Below are 15,377 nucleotides of genomic sequence, written 5' to 3' on the forward strand. Positions count from 1 at the left end.
CAGCCGGGGTGCCGCCGCGGGCCAGTGCGTCGGCGGACCGGCCTCGACGAGCCAGGCCGGGGCGGCGCCGTTCGGCCGCGCCGCGCCGAGCGCGACGGCGGCGGAAGCGGCCAGCACGAGCACCGCGGCCAGCGGCAGCCAGCGGTCGGGCATGGCGACCAGCCAGAGCCCGACCAGCGACCAGCCACCGGCGTCGAGCAGGACGACGAACTGGCCGACGGCCCAGACCACCGCGGCGTAGACCGCCCCGGTCACCACCACCGCCGGCACCCAGGCCCACCGGGCCCGCCGCAGCACCGGGAGCGCGTCCGCCCACACCTCGCCCGCTCCGGCGGCGATCAGGGTGGCGCCCGCGCCGGCCGCCGCGACCACGGCCACCCACAGCGGGTCGGCGGCCTCGGTCGCGCCCAGCGAGGTGGGGTACCCGGCGACCAGCCCGACCGCCACCCCCAGCGCGGCCGGCCACGGCGGCGCCGAGCCCCCGACCGCGCGGGCCACCGCCGATGCCCGCCACAGCGCCAGCCCGACCGAGCCCCCCAGCAGCGGGCCCACCGTCAGGGCCACGGCGAGCTGGGCGACCGAGGGGGGCGCGATCCCGACCGCGCTCGACAGCACCGCCTCGACCACGAGCGGCCCGGCCAGCCCGGCCAGGAACGCGGCGGTGAAGCCGTCCAGGAAGCCCACCCGGGCGGCGAGCTCCGGGCGCTGCAGGACCGCGCGCCGCTCGGCCGGGCTCGGGTGCAGCGCCAGCGGACGGCGGTAGCGGGGCACCTCGGCCGCGCGGATCAGCGCGACGGCCCCGAGCATCGGACCCGGCCCGGCCGGTGACCGGGCCGCTCGCAGGTCGGCGTCGTGCTCCCGGGAGCGCAACAGGGCCGCGCCGACCAGTTGCACGGTGCCGGCGAGCAGCAGGGCCCGCCACAGGTGCTCGGGCAGCAGCGAGAGGTCGCCGGAGACGGCGCCGGCCACCGCCGGCAGCGCCAGCACCGGGGCCAGCACGTACCAGATCGAGCGGGCCAGCCAGGCGAACGCGACGTCGCGGTGCGCGATGTGGGCCAGCTCGTGGCGCACCACCGGGTCGAACAGCCGCGGGTCGCGCCACCTCAGCGCCAACGCGACCGGCAGCACGACCGCGTAGCGACCCGGGACGCCGAAGCTGAACGCGTCGCGCTGGCGGGCCGAGCCGAGCAGCGGGGTCGGGCAGCGGCGCAGTCCGGCGGCCGCGGCCAGCTCGGCGAAGCGCCGCCCCGCCGGCTGCAGCCCTGCCGGCAGCGCAGCGGGGCGGCGCCGCCTGCGCAGCAGCGCCGGGACGAGGTGGAGCACGCCGAACCCGCCCACCGCCACGACCGCCGCCCCGCCCAGGACGAACGCGGCCCGCAGGTGCTCGCTACCGGCGCGGCAGGCGTCGAGCGCCGCCTGGCCGGTGCCCGTCGGGGCGTCCACCGGGACCAGCGGGGACACCGAGCAGGTGAGCTCGGTCGCCTCGTACGCCGACCGGGCCACCTCGCTGTGCAGCCACTCCCCGACGAAGAACCCGGCGGTCAGCAGGGCGGCCAGCAGCACCAGGTAGCGGCCGGTCGTCGGCGCGGGGTAGGCCAGCACGTCGGGCCGGACCGCGGACGTGCGGCCCCCGGCGGCGACGGCGCCCACGGCCGGGCCTCAGCGCACCCGGATCGCGCCGACGATCGCGTCGGCCACCAGCGCCGCCTGCTGGTCGGGCAGGCCGACGGCGCGGGCCTGCCGCACGGCGATCCGGCGCACCGTCTCGGCCTGCTCGCCGGTCAGCGGCGGGACCGCGGCGGGCTCGGGCGCGCGGGTGCGCCGGAACAGCCCGCGCACCCAGGACGTCACCAGCGCCTCGGACTCCTCGCGGGCGGCGGTGGACACGGTGGTGACCAGCCAGGTCACCACCGAGCCCGCCACGGCCAGCGCGTACGGGGTGAGCAGGGCCAGGTCGAGCCCGAACCCGACGGCCTCCGCGCGCCGCGCCGGGCTGAGCACGGCCTGGGGGTCGGCGAAGTACTCCTGGGCGACCGGGTCGAACACCGCCATCTCGTCGGGCGCCAACCGGTCCACGACGTGGCGGGCCAGCTCACCCGACAGGGCCTGCTCCGCACGGCTGTCCATCCACCGACCTCCCGCCGGGGCCCCGACGCGCGGGGCCGCGCACCGTCCCGCCCGCACGGGCCGGCCCACGAACGAGCAGCGACGAGACGGCGGTGATACGCCCCCGCGGCGCTCGGTCGACCATCACGGCCCGCGGGAGGCTACCGCGCCGCGGCGGGTCCGGCAGGTGCTCGCGCGACCGGCGGCCGATGACGGCGGTGCAGCCCAGCGCGAGCACGCCCAGCGCGGCCAGCATGACCGGGTAGCCGGCGACGCCGCTGAGCACGGCCAGCACCGAGGGCAGCAGGAAGCCCGCGTAGGCCAGCGCGTAGTAGACCCCGGTGAGCGCGGCCAGCTCGCCGGGTCCGGCGAGCCGCTGCAGCTCCAGCAGCCCGGAGACCACCGCGATCCCGTAGGCGGCGCCGAGCACGACCGCCGCGGCCAGGGCGGCGGCCGGCGAGCGCACCGCCGCGGCGGCGGCGCTCACCGCCAGCCCCGCCGACATGATCACCATCGACACCAGGGCGCCGCGCGCGCTCGTCGGCCGGTCCAGTCGCTTGGCCAGCGGCTGGACCAGCGCGCCGGCGCCGAGCGTGCAGACCGTGAGCAGCGTGGAGTAGGCCAGCCCCCACGGGCCCAGCCGGTCGCCGACCACCTGGGGCATGATCGCGTAGGCCACCCCGGCCGACCCGAAGATCCACGGCGCCATCGGGGTGATCACCCAGCGGAAGCGCGGGTGCCGGACACCGGCGAACCGTCCGGTGGCGCGCGGGGCCGGTGCGCCGCGGGTCTCGGGCAGCCGCACGATCGCCGCCAGCGTGGCCGAGGCCAGCACCGCGTGCACGGCGTAGGGCAGCACCATCGGCGCGGGCGCCCACTGCGCGAGCACCCCGGCGACCCCGGCGCCGAGGCCGAACCCCAGGGTGAGCCACAGCGCCGCGCGGCGGACGCCGGTGGCCCGCCCGGCCCCGCCGAGCACGGACAGCTCGCTCACCCACGTCGACCCGACCGCCATCGCCACGGCCACCCCCATCCCGGTGGTGAAGCGCCCGGCCGCGATCCACCCGGTGCCCGCCTCCCCCGCCGCGATCAGCACGCTGGCCAGCGCCGACAACGCCGTGCCGACGACCATGAGCGGCTTGCGCCCGTACCGCTCCGAGAGCGCGCCGACCACCAGCAGCGCCGGGACCAGTCCGACGACGTACGCGCCGAGCAGGGCGTCGACGGTCAGCACCGACAGCCCGGACTCCCGGTACATCACCAGCAACGGGGTGAACTGGTTGCCGCCCCAGCCGCAGGCGAACACGGCCGCCGCGGCGGCCTTCCAGGCGTGCCTCACCGCCGGTGCAGCTCCGGGAACTGGTCGTCGCGCCACTCCTGGACCTGCTCCTCGCCGCGCGCGGCGCGTTCCTCGCGCCCGCGCAGGTCGACCCGGCGGATCTTCCCGGAGATCGTCTTGGGCAGCTCGGCGAACTCGATGCGGCGCACCCGCTGGTACGGGGCCAGCTTCGTGCGGGCGTGGCGCAGGATCGCCAGGGCCAGCTCCGGCGAGGGCTCGTGCCCGGCGGCGAGCGAGACGTAGGCCTTCGGGACGGCCAGGCGCAGCTCGTCGGGCGCCGGGACGACCGCGGCCTCGGCGACGGCCGGGTGCTCGATGAGCACGCTCTCCAGCTCGAACGGGGAGATCTTGTAGTCCGAGGCCTTGAACACGTCGTCGGTGCGCCCGATGTAGAAGATGTAGCCGTCCGCGTCGCGGGAGGCCACGTCACCGGTGTGGTAGTAGCCGCCGGCCATGGCCTCGGCGTCGCGCTCCGGGTCGTCGCGGTAGCCGGTCATCAGGCTCATCGGCCGGCGCGACAGGTCGACGCAGATCTCCCCCTCCTCGGCGGGGCGCCCGGTCAGCGGGTCGACCAGCACGATCGGCACGCCGGGCAGCGGCAGCCCCATCGAGCCCGGCTTCACCGGCATCCCGGGCACATTGCCCACCGCGAGCGGCAGCTCGGTCTGGCCGTAGCCGTCCCGGATCGTCAGCCCCCACGCGGCCCTGACCTGGTCCATCACCTCGGGGTTGAGCGGCTCGCCCGCCGAGAGCAGCTCGCGCAGCGCGCCCGGCCCGCCGGACAGGTCGGCCTTGATCAGCATCCGCCACACCGTCGGCGGGGCGCAGAACGTGTTCACCCCGGCCCGCCGGATCTGCCCGAGCAGCGCGGCGGCGTCGAAGCGCCGGTAGTTGTAGACGAAGATCGTCGCCTCGGCGATCCACGGCGCGAAGAAGCACGACCAGGCGTGCTTGGCCCAGCCGGGGCTGCTGATGTTCAGGTGCACGTCGCCCGGGGCCGCCGCCACCCAGAACGACGTGGCCAGGTGCCCCACCGGGTAGGACACCTGGGTGTGCTCGACCAGCTTGGGCCGGCTGGTGGTGCCGGAGGTGAAGTACAGCAGCTGCGGGTCCGACGGCGCCGTTCCCGGGTGCGCGGCCGGCGGCACCTCGGCGGCGTAGGCGTCGCGGTAGGTCACCCAGCCCGGGCGCGGCTGCCCGACGACGAACCGGGTGTACGCACCGGGGACGGCGTCGAACTTGGCCGCGTCCCCGGCGTTGGCCACGACGTGCCGGGCCCCGCCGCGCCCGATGCGGTCCACCAGGTCGGTGGGGCCCAGCGCCGTGGTCGTGGGCAGGATGACCGCGCCGAGCTTCATCACCGCCAGCATCGACTCCCAGAGCTCGACCTGGTTGTCGAGCATGAGCAGCACCCGGTCGCCGCGCGCCACCCCGTGCGCGGCCAGGTGCACGGCGACCTGGTCAGAGCGGCGCGCCATCGCGTCGAAGGAGTAGCGGGCCTCGCTGCCGTCCTCCTCCACGATCCACAGCGCGGTGCGGTCCACGCCGCGGGCGACGGCGTCGAACCAGTCCACCGCCCAGTTGAAGCGCTCGCCGAGGTCGGGCCAGGCGAACCGCTCGACGGCGCTCGCATAGTCCCGCGACAGCTCCCGCAGCAGGTCGCGGGCGCGCCGGTAGGTATCGGTCGTCGTGGTCCCCACGTGCGGGCTCCTCATGGGCGGTCGGGATCGGGCGGGTGGGATCGGGCGGGTGGTGACGGCGACCGCGGCGACCGGCCCACCGGCCGGGCGCCGCGGTCGCGGCCGGTCACGCGTCGACGGCGGCCCGGTAGTCGATCGGGTCCTCCAGCGGCAGCGCCTGGATCGCCGGCATGACCTCGCGGGCGAACAGGTCGGTGCTCTTCGCGGCGACCTCGCGCGGCATGTCGCCGTAGCGCATGACCAGCATGAACTCCTCCGGGCGGAACGCCGCGGCGATCCGGCGCATCTTGTCGACGCACTGGTCGGGGGTGCCCCACACGTGGTTGGCCAGGTAGGCGTCGCCCATGAGCTTCGCCGCCCCGCCGGCGGCGTTCATCGCCTCGGACTGGCCGGCGTAGTGCTCGTAACCCTTGGTGGTGGCGAAGTGGCCGCTGTCGAGCTCGTAGTTGCGCCGCGCGCTGTCGGCGTACTGCGGGATGAACCGGCGCGCGTGCTCCGCGGCCTCCTGCTCGTTCTCGCCGCAGAACACGTTCATGTGGATCCGCGGCCGGGCCGGCCCGAACCCGGCCTCCGCGCGGGCGCGGCCGAACTCCGCCAGCTCGGCGTGGTAGTCGTCCCACGGGCGCTGCGGGATGATCAGCGGCTTGAGCCCGAACCGGGCGCCGATGGGCGCCGACGAGGGGCTGCCCCAGGAGAAGTGGAAGTTGTCGATCAGCGCCTGCGGGTCGCGCGGTCGGGGGCGCATGGTGACGTCCTCGAACGTGTAGTGCTCGCCCTTGAAGCTGAACGACTCCTGGGTCAGCGCCAGCTTGACCACCTGGATCGCCTCGTCGAACCGGGTGCGCGACTCCCCCATCTCCAGCCCCAACTGGCGGAACTCGCGCCGGGCCGCGCCGCGGCCGAAGCCGATGTAGGGGGTCCGCCCCCGCAGCTGGTACTGCAGGGTGGTGATGTCCTCGGCGACCCGCAGCGGGTGGTGCCACGGCAGGACCACGACCATCGTCCCGACGTCGATCCGTGAGGTGGCGCCGGCGATGAACGACAGCAGCTGCACCGGGTTGGGGATCATCGTGTACGGGCTGACGTGGTGCTCGACCGTCCACAGCGAGTCCCAGCCCTGGTCCTCGGCGGCGAGGGCGGTGTCGAGCTCCTCCTCGTAGCGCTTGATGTCGGTCTGCGGGTCGAGCGGCTCGGCGCTCCGCCCGGCCTCCTTGGCCTCGTAGCGCTCCCAGTCCGCGTAGTTCTGGAAGAACATCGTCATTCCGACGCGCACTGTGCTTCGTTCTGCCGCCGTGTTCCGTTCGGGCGCCGTGTTGGCTTCGGGCACTGCTCCGCCTCCTGGTGTTCGGGGTGCTCCGGCGGGTCGCCGGGAGCGTTCGGGCCGGGTCGGGGTCAGCGCAGCGCCTGCGACAGCGCCGCGATCAGGGCCGCGGTCCGGGGCTCGCCGACCAGCGAGGCCCCCAGCTGGTTCTGCACGTAGCCGAAGCCGACGCGCGCGGTCGCGTCGCCGAAGCCCAGCGCGCCGCCGGCGCCGGCGTGGCCGAACGAGCCGTCGCCCAGCAACGGCGCGCCCGCCGTGCCGAGCTGGAAGCCGATCCCGAAGCGGCTCTCGGCGATGAGCACCTCGTCCGGGCCGCGCACCTGCTCGACGCGGGCCCGGTCGAGGGCCTTCTCGGACAGGATCCGCACGCCGTCGACCTCGCCGACGCAGGCGGCGTAGAGCCGCGAGAGCGAGCGCGCCGTGGTGATGCCATTGGCCGCGGGCTGCTCCATGGCGTAGACGTCGGGGTCGTTCCAGCTCCCGGCGTCGGGCGTGGGCAGGGCGCCGTTGGTGGACAGCGTCCGGGCGAACAGCGAGGTCGGGTCGGACAGCGCGCCGACGACCCGGAGCACGAGCTCCCGGGCGGCGGGATCGGTGATCGCGTCGAGCGCGGCGGGGTCCGGCACGCCGTTGATCAGCGGCGCGACCGCGGCCGCCCGGTCGCGCGGCAGGCCGATCCAGAAGTCCAGGCCCAGCGGCCCGGCGACCTCCTCGGCGAACACGGTGCCCAGCGAGCGACCGGTCGCCCGGCGGACGAGCTCGCCGGTGAGCCAGCCGAAGGTCAGCGCGTGGTAGCCGTGCCGGGTGCCGGGCTCCCAGAGCGGTTCCTGGCGCGCCAGCGCCTCCACCACGGGGGTGCCGGCCAGCAGGTCCGCGCGGGTCAGCGGCTCGGTCGGGACCGGGAGCCCCGCCTGGTGGCTGAGCAGCTGCGCGACGGTGACCCGGTCCTTGCCGCCGGCGCCGAACTCGGGCCAGTAGCTCGCGACCGGGGAGTCCAGGTCGAGCTCGCCGCGCTCGGCCAGCAGGTTGACCACGACGGCGGTGGCGCCCTTGGTGACCGAGTAGACCAACCCCGGCGTGTCGCGCTCCCACTTCCGGCCGGTGGCCGGGTCGACGACACCGCCCCAGAGATCGACCACCATCTCGCCGTCGACGTGGACGGCCAGCGCCGCCCCGACGTCGCCGCGCTCGACGAAGTTGGCCACGAACTCGTCGCGGACCCCCTCGAACCCCGCGGCGACGCTGCCGTCGACAACCGGTTCCGCCATGTGCACACCCTCCAGTCCGTGAATCCGGTGCGCCGACCGGAAAAGCGCGGGAAAGACCCCGGGAATCGGCGTGAACCGCGACCGGGTGCGCCGCCGGTCTCCGATCAGCGCCCGATCGGACTGTAGGAACGCCCGGTCAGCGCCCGGTACCCCCGAAAGTGAGCGCGTCCGGCGACGATTGCGGGGTCCTACACTCGCCCCATGCACGCCGACGACCGGGATTCCGCCGGCCCGCGCAGGCGCCCCTCGATGCGGCTCAGGCAGAAGGAGCAGACGCGCAGGCTGCTGCGCGAAGCCGCGCTCGGGCTGTTCGCGGCGAAGGGCTACGCCGCCACCACGATCGACGACATCACCTCGGTGGCCGGCGCCAGCCGGGCGACGTTCTACCTGCACTACGACGGCAAGGCGCGGATCGTGGCCGAGCTGTACGAGGACACGATCATGCCGGAGACCTTCGAGTACTACCGGCGCCTCGACTCCCTCGACGGCCCCGACGACGCCGCCCTGCGCGGCTGGCTCGACGACGCGCTCGGCTTCTTCGAGCGCCACCGCGACGCGCTGCGCCTGGCCGACGAGGCCGTCTCCGCCGACCCGGGGTTCGAGCAGCTGCTGCCGGCCCGGCTGCTCGACCGGATCACCGAGTGCATGCCCCGCCACCTGGGCCGCTGGCCCGCGCCGGAGCGCGAGCCGGCACGGCTGCGGGTGCAACTGCTCATCCTGCAGCTCAGCCACTTCGCCCGGCTGTGGGTGGACGGGCACTGGCCGGTCAAGCGCGACGTCGCCCTCGACGTGCTGCTCGACCTGTGGGGCCATGCGCTGCGCGCGGGCGGCCCCGAACGGGGGCAGTGACCCGCTCACCTCACAGGCGTCTGGTCAGTTGACATGGTGTCAGCGAGATTCGTACCGTGATCGGGGTCCACGACGAAGTGGGGTGCGATGCCGTCAGCGATCGACGCACTGCTCAGCCGCACGATCTCCGAGGTCAGCTCCGCGAGCGGCCTGCCCGTCGTCTTCGGCGGCCCGGTCGCCCGCGACGGCCTGCTGCTGACCACCTCGACCGGGATGCGCACCGCCTCGCTCGACCGGCTGCTCGTCGCCCGCGACCACGGCCTCGGCGGCCGCGCCGCGCAGGTGCGCAGGCCCGTCTCGGTCACCGACTACCGCACCGCGTCGGTCATCAGCCACGCCTACGACCGGGAGGTCGCCGCCGAGGGCCTGGTCTCGATGGTGGCGGTCCCCGTGCTGGTCGACCGCACGGTGCGGGCGGTCCTGTACGGGGCGCTGCGCCGCCCCGGCCCGATGGGCGACGCGCCCGTCGACGTCCTGACCGCGGCGGCGGCCCGGCTCGCGCGCCGGATGACCGCCGAGCCCGCACCGCCGGCCGGGACCGGCACCCGGTCCCGGCTGGCCGCGGTGTTCGACGAGCTGCACGGCCTCGCCGACCGGGTCGGCGACCCGGCCCTCCGGACCGAGATCGAGGACGGCTGCCGGCGCTTCGCGCACCTGCGGGCCGACCGGCCGGGGCGGCGCGCCGGCTCCCCGCGGACCCGGCTGAGCGCCCGCGAGCTCGACGTGCTCGCGCTGGCCGCCACGGGCTGCGGCAACGACCTGATCGCCGACCTGCTCGACACCACGCCCGACGCGGTCAAGGCACACCTGCGGCGGGCCATGCGCGGCCTGGGCGCGCGCTCCCGCCAGGGGGCCGTCAGCGCCGCCCGCGCCCAGGGACTGCTGCCGTGAGCGCACCGGACCCGGACGCCCTCACCGGCCCCGAGCGGGAGGAGGCCCGGCGCATGTTCGCCGTGCTGCGCCGGTCGAGCGGCACCGCCGACCCCGACCTGCGGGCACGCCTCGCCGAGCTCGCGGCGCGCATCCTCGCGCTGACCGGCCGGCCCCCGACACCCACCGGCCCGAGCCGCACCCTCACCGCCCGGGAGATCGACGTCCTCGCGCACACCGCCGTCGGCGCCCGCAACGGGGACGTGGCCGCGAGCCTGGGCCTGTCGGCCGAGACCGTGAAGAGCTACCTGCGCAGCGCCATGGCCAAGCTCGGCGTGCACTCCCGCCAGGCGGCCGCCGAACGCGCCCGCGAGCTCGGCGCCATCCCGTAGCTCGCGTCACGACGCTCGCGGCCGCGCCGCCGCGCGCAGGCTCTCGGCGAGCGCCTCGGCGGCCGGTGACACCGCGCGGTCGGTGGCGCCCCGGCACAGCGACATCCCCCGCGTCGCCCACGGCTCGTGCAGCTCGCAGACGTCCAGGCGAGGGTCGTCCTCGACCGCGCGACGGGGGAGCACGGCCAGCCCGACGCCGGCGGCCGCGAGCCCGACGACCGTGCCGATGGTGGCCGTGACGGCGCGGTAGCGGGGTGCCGGGGCGTGCTGGCCCAGGTGGTCCTCGATGGAGCGTTGCAGCGGGACGTCGGCGCCGAGCCCCACCAGCGGGTGCTCGGCGACCTCGGCGAAGGTCAGCGCCGCCCGCCCGTGCAGCAGTCCGCCGGCCTGCCCCACGACGACCAGCGAGTCGTCGCCCAGCGGCTCGGCCTCGACCCCGGCGCTGAGCGCGACCTCGTCGAGGACCACACCCAGGTCGGCCTCCCCCGCGGCCAGCAGTTCGACGATCCGCGCGCTGCGCCGCTCGGCCGCGACGACGTCGACATCGGGGTGGGCGGCGAGGAACCCGGCCAGCGCCTCGGGGACCAGCCGGTGCGTCGCCGAGCTCCCGGCCAGCAGCCGCAGCGCGGCGGCGCCGGGACGGGCGTAGCTGGCCACCGCGCTCTCCATGCGGGCGGCGCGGGCGAGCACCTCGCGGGCGTGCCGCGCCAGCGCCGCCCCGGCGGGGGTCGGGCGCACCCCGCGCCGGCCGCGGACCAGCAGCTCCGCGCCGCAGTGGTGTTCGAGCGCGCGGACGCGGCCGCTGGCCGAGGGCAGGCTCAGGTGCATCCGGGCGGCACCCGCGGTGATCGAGCCCTCGGCCACCACGTGCAGGAACAGCCGCAGGTCGACCAGGTCGTAGCGCATCCGCCGAGCCTACGGCCGGTGCGGAGGCTGATCACCGCGATGACGGCGGGCGGCTAGGCCGCGCGCCGGTGGCTCCAGTGCGGCTCCACCTCGGCCCACTCGCGCTCCAGCCGGTCGTCGAGCCGGCCGCGGGCCCAGGCCGCGACCGCGGCGTGCACCACCAGGACCACCACCAGCCCGAGGAGCAGCGCCACGCCGGCGTGCTGCATGCCGGCGGCGTGCGCGGCGCTCGCCTCGACGCCGCGCGCCAGCGACGCCGCTTCCACCGCCGCGCCGCGACCGGCCGCCGCCCCGACCGCCAGCGCGACGAGCACGGTCGTTCCGCGCCGCCGCGCCCGGGTGACGAGCCGGGCGGTGTCGGCGGGATCGATCGCGGCCACCGATCCAGGGTCACTCCGCCCCCGGTCGCCACACAATGCGCGAGTCCGGAAGCCAGCCTTCGGTCGTGCCGAAGGCAGGTGCACGTCCGGGTGCATCCGGTCCGCCGGACCAACCGCGCGGGGCCCGCGTGCCGTCCTGCCCCCAGCAGCGACCGAGGGAGATCGACGATGAACCGGGTACCACTGCGCGCCGCGGGCGTGCTCGCGCTGGGGGCGCTCGTCCTGGGCGGCTGTGCCGCGCCGACCGCATCCGCACCGGGTCCCGGCGGCACGCCGGCGCCGCCCACCATCACCGCCCGGGGCGTGGGGACGGCGAGCGCGACGCCGGACACCGCGACGCTCGTCCTGGCGGTGCAGGAGCGGCACCCGAGCGCGGGCGCCGCGCTCGGTGCCGCCGGAGCCGGCGCCACCGCGCTGCTCGCGACCCTCGATCAGGCCGGCATCGCCGCGGCCGACCGGCGGACCAGCGGGCTCACCGTCAACCCCGCGTTCGACCACGACGGGCGCGCCTCCGGCTACGAGGCGACCACCGAGATCACCGCGACGATCCGGGACACCGGTGCGGTCGGCGGCCTGCTCGACGCGGCCGGCGAGGCCACCGGCGACGCCCTGCGCGTCCGCGCCGTCACCTTCGCCGTCGACGACGACAGCGAGCCGCGCGCCCGGGCGCGGACCGACGCGGTGCACCAGGCGCAGGCCAGGGCGCGGCAGCTCGCCGAGGCCGCCGGGGTGGACCTGGGGGTGGTGCGCACGATCAGCGAGGTGGTCGCCGACCCCGTCACCCCCTACGCCGCGGACGCGGCCAGGGCCGCGGTCCCGGTCGAGGTGGGCAGCCAGGAGCTGACCGCGGTCGTCGAGATCACCTACGCCATCGACGGGTGACGCGGGCGGCGGCTGCATGGAGGAGCCACCGCGAACCCCGGTACCGCCCGCGGGATACTGGTCGACGACCAGGTCGAGGCGACCGCCACCCGGTCCCGGATCGGGGGATCGACCGCGGGCGCCTCCTCGACGGGCTCCCGGACGACCCGCGGTGAACCGCACGGAAGGACCGCACCGATGACGGCCGACCTGACCGACGCCGTCCGGGGGTGGCACCCCGAACCGGTCGAGACCACCGACGTGATCACCGCCTGGCCGAGCGCCGCCTTCTCGGCGATCCTGGAACTGCCCGGGCCGGCCGCGGCCGAGGGCGACCCGCTGCCGCCGATGTGGCAGTGGTTCCACTTCCCGGAGCCCACCCGGATGTCGGAGCTGGGCGAGGACGGGCACCCCGCGGCCGGCCGGTTCCTGCCGCCCGTCCCCGACCGCAGGCGGATGCTCGCCGGCGGACGGCTGAAGGTGCGCTCCCCCATCCTCGTCGGTGACACCATCACCCGGCGCAGCGAGCTGGCCTCGGTGACCGTCAAGGACGGCCGCAGCGGCCCGATGGCGTTCGTGACCACCCGCCACGAGTTCCGCCGCGCCGCCGAGACCCTGCTCGTCGAGGAGCAGGACGCCGTCTACCGCTCGCAGCCCGCCGGCCGGCAGCGCGGCGGGGCGGCGACGACCGGGCCCGGTACCGGTTCTGGCACCGAGCCCGAGCACGACTGGGCGCTGTCCACGCCGACCACCCCCGAGCTGCTGTTCCGGTTCAGCGCGCTGACCTACAACACCCACCGCATCCACTACGACCAGCCCTACGCCACCGGCGTCGAGGGCTACCCCGGCCTCGTCGTGCACGGACCGCTGCTGGCGCTGCTGATGCTGGAGATCCCCCGCCGCCACCTGGACCGGCCCGTGCGGGCGTTCGACTACCGGCTGTCGAGCCCGGTGTTCTGCGGCGCGACGGTCAGCGCGCACGGCCGCCACGACGACGGGAGGCTGGCGCTGTCGGCGATGGCCGAGGGCGGCGGCCGGACGTCGGTCACCGGCCGCGCCGAGCTCGCCTGATCGCCCCCGCCGAGCCGGCCCGGGTTCAGCCGGGGTCGAGTCCGCCGCGCTTGACCAGCTGGGCGGCGATGACGTTGCGCTGGATCTCGTTGGTGCCCTCGCCGACGATCATCAGCGGGGCGTCGCGGAAGTAGCGCTCCACGTCGTACTCGGTGGAGTAGCCGTAGCCGCCGTGGATGCGCACCGCGTTCAGCGCCACCTCCATGGCGACCTCGGAGGCGAACAGCTTGGCCATCCCGGCCTCCATGTCGCTGCGCTCGCCGGAGTCGAACCGCTCGGCGGCGTGCAGGATCAGCTGCTTCGCCGCGGTGATCTTGGTGGCCATGTCGGCGAGGTAGTTGCCGATCGACTGGTGCTTCCAGATCGGCCGGCCGAAGCTCTCGCGCTCCTGGGCGTAGCGCAGCGCGTCGTCGAACGCCGCCTGCGCGACCCCCAGCGCCCGGGCGGCGACCTGGATGCGCCCGGTCTCCAAGCCCTTCATCATCTGCGCGAACCCGCGGCCCTCGACGCCGCCGAGGACGGCGTCGGCGGGCGCGCGGTAGCCGTCGAACACCAACTCGCAGGACTCCACGCCCTTGTACCCGAGCTTGGGCAGGTCCTTGGACACCGTCAGCCCGGGGCCGTGCTCGACCAGGAGGATGGACACGCCCTTGTGCTTGGGCTCGGCGGTCGGGTCGGTCTTGCACAGCAGCGCGATCAGCTGCGAGCGCCGCGCGTTGGTGATCCAGGTCTTCGCGCCGTCCACGACGTAGGAGTCCCCGTCGGGCCGGGCGCGCGTCGTCATGGCCTGCAGGTCCGAGCCGCCGCCCGGCTCGGTGAGCGCCATCGTCGCGCGGACCTCCCCGGTGGCCATCCGGGGCAGGTAGCGGTCCTGCTGCTCCTTCGTGCCGAACGCGACGAGCAGCTTCGCGACGACCGTGTGCCCGCCCATCGCGCCGGCCAGGCTCATCCAGCCGCGGGCCAGCTCGGCGGTGACCAGGGCGTAGCACGGCATCGAGACCGGGACCTCGCCCCACGGCTCGGGCACGGCCAGCCCGTAGATGCCCAGCCCCTTCATCTGGTCGATGAACTTCTCCGGGTACTCGTTCGCGTGCTCCATGTCGCGGACGGCGGGGCGCACCTGGTCGTCGACGAACTCGCGGACGACGTCGACGATGGCGCGCTCCTCGGCGCTCAGCACGGTCATGGTGGTGCCCTCCGGGTCGTTGCGCCGCTGCACTCGACCTCATCATGCGCCGGCATGGCGGGGCAGGTGAACTAACATCTCGTGATACCCCCGATCCGCTCCGGCTATGGAGGTCCCGGCCGTGGAGCTCAGGCAGCTGACCGCGCTGGTGACCGTGGCCGAGGTGGGCAGCGTCACCAAGGCCGCGCGGCTGCTGCGCGTGGTGCAGCCCGCCGTCACGCGCCAGATCCGCACCCTGGAGGAGGAACTCGGGGTCGTGCTGTTCGAGCGCACCCGGCAGGGCATGGTCCCGACCCCGGCCGCCGAGGTGCTCATCGCGCGGGCCCGCCGGGCGCTGGGTGAGCTGGAGCGGGCGCGGGCGGAGCTGCGCCCCGAGCGGGGGCCGGTGACCGGCATCGTCAGCGTCGGTCTGCTGGAGAGCGTCCTTGACCTGCTGGCCCGACCGCTCGTCGAGGCCGTCGCCGAGATCCACCCGGGGATCGAGCTGCGGCTGCTGACCGCGTACTCCGGGCACCTGCGGCAGTGGCTCGACTCCGGCGAGGTCGACATCTCCCTGCTCTACGACCTCGACGACACCCCGTCGCTGTCGGTGCTCCCGCTGCTGCGCGAGCACCTGTGGGCGGTGGCCCCGCCGTCCGCCGGGCTGACCGCCGACGCCCCGGTCGCGTGGGAGCGGGTGCTGGCCGAACCGCTCGTGCTGCCGGTCAGCGGGCACGGCCTGCGGGTGCTGATCGACCGGGCCCGCTCCGCTGTCCCGGTGCAGCCCCGGGTCAGCGTCCAGACCAACTCCATGGCCCTGCAGAAGCAGTTCGTCCTCGCCGGCCACGGCTGGACCGTGCTGCCCGCGGCCGGCGTCGCCGCGGACGTGGCCACCGGGCGCCTCAGCGGCGCTCCGCTGACCGCGCCCGTCGTGGAGCGATCGGTCGTGCTCGGCCAGCTGCGCGGCCACCGCACGCCCGCGCCGGTGGAGGCGGTGGCCACGTGCCTGGCCCGCGTCGCGCGGGACCTGGTGGGGTCGGGGGCGTGGCCGTCGGCCCGGGCGGAGCGGTGAACCGGGCTGCCCCCGTCGACCGGCATCCGCCATGCTGATCGACACCGCGACGGGCGAGCACCCCGTCGCCCGACGAC

15 protein-coding genes are annotated in these 15,377 nt (G+C 75.8%); 6 read left to right on the forward strand and 9 right to left on the reverse strand.

What is annotated here, in order from left to right; translation table 11 throughout:
* From KIK08_RS09830 to KIK08_RS09855, 6 genes are all read right to left on the reverse strand, one after another.
* Positions 1-1,650, reverse strand: a 1,650-nt coding sequence (locus tag KIK08_RS09830) for a M48 family metalloprotease (protein ID WP_214402734.1), incomplete at its 3' end; no start/stop codon positions are given.
* A gap of 9 nt (positions 1,651-1,659) precedes the next feature.
* Positions 1,660-2,127, reverse strand: a complete 468-nt coding sequence (locus KIK08_RS09835) for a hypothetical protein (RefSeq protein WP_214402735.1) — start codon at positions 2,125-2,127, stop codon at positions 1,660-1,662.
* Positions 2,093-3,445, reverse strand: coding sequence for an MFS transporter (locus tag KIK08_RS09840; RefSeq protein ID WP_214402736.1), 1,353 nt, complete (start codon positions 3,443-3,445; stop codon positions 2,093-2,095). The genes KIK08_RS09835 and KIK08_RS09840 overlap by 35 nt, the downstream gene beginning before the upstream one ends.
* The gene (locus KIK08_RS09845) at positions 3,442-5,160 is read right to left on the reverse strand and encodes an AMP-binding protein (RefSeq protein ID WP_214402737.1); all 1,719 of its coding nucleotides are present in this window, start codon (positions 5,158-5,160) and stop codon (positions 3,442-3,444) included. Before KIK08_RS09845 ends, KIK08_RS09840 begins: the two co-directional genes overlap by 4 nt.
* A gap of 91 nt (positions 5,161-5,251) precedes the next feature.
* Entirely contained in the window at positions 5,252-6,406 is a 1,155-nt protein-coding gene (locus KIK08_RS09850) for an LLM class flavin-dependent oxidoreductase (RefSeq protein ID WP_214402738.1), read from the reverse strand.
* Positions 6,407-6,537: 131 nt separating this feature from the next.
* Positions 6,538-7,734 (reverse strand): serine hydrolase domain-containing protein, encoded by a 1,197-nt coding sequence (locus tag KIK08_RS09855; RefSeq protein WP_214402739.1) that lies wholly within the window; start codon positions 7,732-7,734, stop codon positions 6,538-6,540.
* 201 nt (positions 7,735-7,935) lie between these two features.
* Between KIK08_RS09855 and KIK08_RS09860 the strand changes: the two genes are divergently transcribed.
* The 3 genes from KIK08_RS09860 (at position 7,936) to KIK08_RS09870 (ending at position 9,845) form a co-directional block, all read left to right on the forward strand.
* A complete protein-coding gene (locus KIK08_RS09860) occupies positions 7,936-8,583 on the forward strand; it encodes a TetR/AcrR family transcriptional regulator (protein ID WP_214402740.1) in 648 nt (215 codons plus the stop codon).
* An 87-nt stretch (positions 8,584-8,670) separates the two neighbouring features.
* Positions 8,671-9,474 carry a helix-turn-helix transcriptional regulator gene (locus KIK08_RS09865; RefSeq protein WP_214402741.1) on the forward strand — a complete coding sequence of 268 codons (804 nt, stop codon included), beginning with the start codon at positions 8,671-8,673 and terminating at the stop codon, positions 9,472-9,474.
* Positions 9,471-9,845 carry a response regulator transcription factor gene (locus tag KIK08_RS09870; RefSeq protein ID WP_214402742.1) on the forward strand — a complete coding sequence of 125 codons (375 nt, stop codon included), beginning with the start codon at positions 9,471-9,473 and terminating at the stop codon, positions 9,843-9,845. The genes KIK08_RS09865 and KIK08_RS09870 overlap by 4 nt, the downstream gene beginning before the upstream one ends.
* 6 nt (positions 9,846-9,851) lie before the next feature.
* On the opposite strand, the gene KIK08_RS09875 is transcribed toward KIK08_RS09870, so the two are convergent.
* Together KIK08_RS09875 and KIK08_RS09880 are read right to left on the reverse strand one after the other, a co-directional pair.
* A complete protein-coding gene (locus tag KIK08_RS09875; RefSeq protein ID WP_214402743.1) occupies positions 9,852-10,751 on the reverse strand; it encodes a LysR family transcriptional regulator in 900 nt (299 codons plus the stop codon).
* A gap of 53 nt (positions 10,752-10,804) precedes the next feature.
* Positions 10,805-11,131: a hypothetical protein gene (locus tag KIK08_RS09880; protein WP_214402744.1), complete on the reverse strand. Its 327-nt coding sequence runs from the start codon at positions 11,129-11,131 to the stop codon at positions 10,805-10,807.
* Positions 11,132-11,299: 168 nt separating this feature from the next.
* On the opposite strand from KIK08_RS09880, the gene KIK08_RS09885 reads away from it, so the two are divergent.
* Both KIK08_RS09885 and KIK08_RS09890 read left to right on the forward strand, forming a co-directional pair.
* The gene (locus KIK08_RS09885) at positions 11,300-12,013 is read left to right on the forward strand and encodes an SIMPL domain-containing protein (RefSeq protein ID WP_214402745.1); all 714 of its coding nucleotides are present in this window, start codon (positions 11,300-11,302) and stop codon (positions 12,011-12,013) included.
* A gap of 177 nt (positions 12,014-12,190) precedes the next feature.
* On the forward strand, positions 12,191-13,063 hold the full coding sequence (locus KIK08_RS09890) for an HTD2 family dehydratase (RefSeq protein ID WP_214402746.1): 873 nt from the start codon (positions 12,191-12,193) through the stop codon (positions 13,061-13,063).
* Between the two features lie 25 nt (positions 13,064-13,088).
* Here the strand turns inward: KIK08_RS09890 and KIK08_RS09895 are convergent, their stop codons facing one another.
* Positions 13,089-14,249: an acyl-CoA dehydrogenase family protein gene (locus tag KIK08_RS09895; protein ID WP_214402781.1), complete on the reverse strand. Its 1,161-nt coding sequence runs from the start codon at positions 14,247-14,249 to the stop codon at positions 13,089-13,091.
* Between the two features lie 121 nt (positions 14,250-14,370).
* On the opposite strand from KIK08_RS09895, the gene KIK08_RS09900 reads away from it, so the two are divergent.
* Complete coding sequence (locus KIK08_RS09900; RefSeq protein WP_214402747.1) at positions 14,371-15,300, forward strand: LysR family transcriptional regulator; 930 nt, start codon at positions 14,371-14,373, stop codon at positions 15,298-15,300.
* Positions 15,301-15,377: the final 77 nt, after the last annotated feature.

The organism is Pseudonocardia lacus (assembly GCF_018531445.1).
In the GTDB taxonomy this organism is placed as follows: domain Bacteria; phylum Actinomycetota; class Actinomycetes; order Mycobacteriales; family Pseudonocardiaceae; genus Pseudonocardia; species Pseudonocardia lacus.

Coding starts and splice junctions, on each gene's coding strand:
- KIK08_RS09835 (WP_214402735.1), bottom strand. CDS start 2,127: ATGGACAGCCGTGCGGAGCAGGCCCTGTCGGGTGAGCTGGCCCGCCAC.
- KIK08_RS09845 (WP_214402737.1), bottom strand. CDS start 5,160: ATGAGGAGCCCGCACGTGGGGACCACGACGACCGATACCTACCGGCGC.
- KIK08_RS09850 (WP_214402738.1), bottom strand. CDS start 6,406: ATGACGATGTTCTTCCAGAACTACGCGGACTGGGAGCGCTACGAGGCC.
- KIK08_RS09855 (WP_214402739.1), bottom strand. CDS start 7,734: ATGGCGGAACCGGTTGTCGACGGCAGCGTCGCCGCGGGGTTCGAGGGG.
- KIK08_RS09860 (WP_214402740.1), top strand. CDS start 7,936: ATGCACGCCGACGACCGGGATTCCGCCGGCCCGCGCAGGCGCCCCTCG.
- KIK08_RS09865 (WP_214402741.1), top strand. CDS start 8,671: ATGCCGTCAGCGATCGACGCACTGCTCAGCCGCACGATCTCCGAGGTC.
- KIK08_RS09875 (WP_214402743.1), bottom strand. CDS start 10,751: ATGCGCTACGACCTGGTCGACCTGCGGCTGTTCCTGCACGTGGTGGCC.
- KIK08_RS09885 (WP_214402745.1), top strand. CDS start 11,300: ATGAACCGGGTACCACTGCGCGCCGCGGGCGTGCTCGCGCTGGGGGCG.
- KIK08_RS09890 (WP_214402746.1), top strand. CDS start 12,191: ATGACGGCCGACCTGACCGACGCCGTCCGGGGGTGGCACCCCGAACCG.
- KIK08_RS09895 (WP_214402781.1), bottom strand. CDS start 14,249: ATGACCGTGCTGAGCGCCGAGGAGCGCGCCATCGTCGACGTCGTCCGC.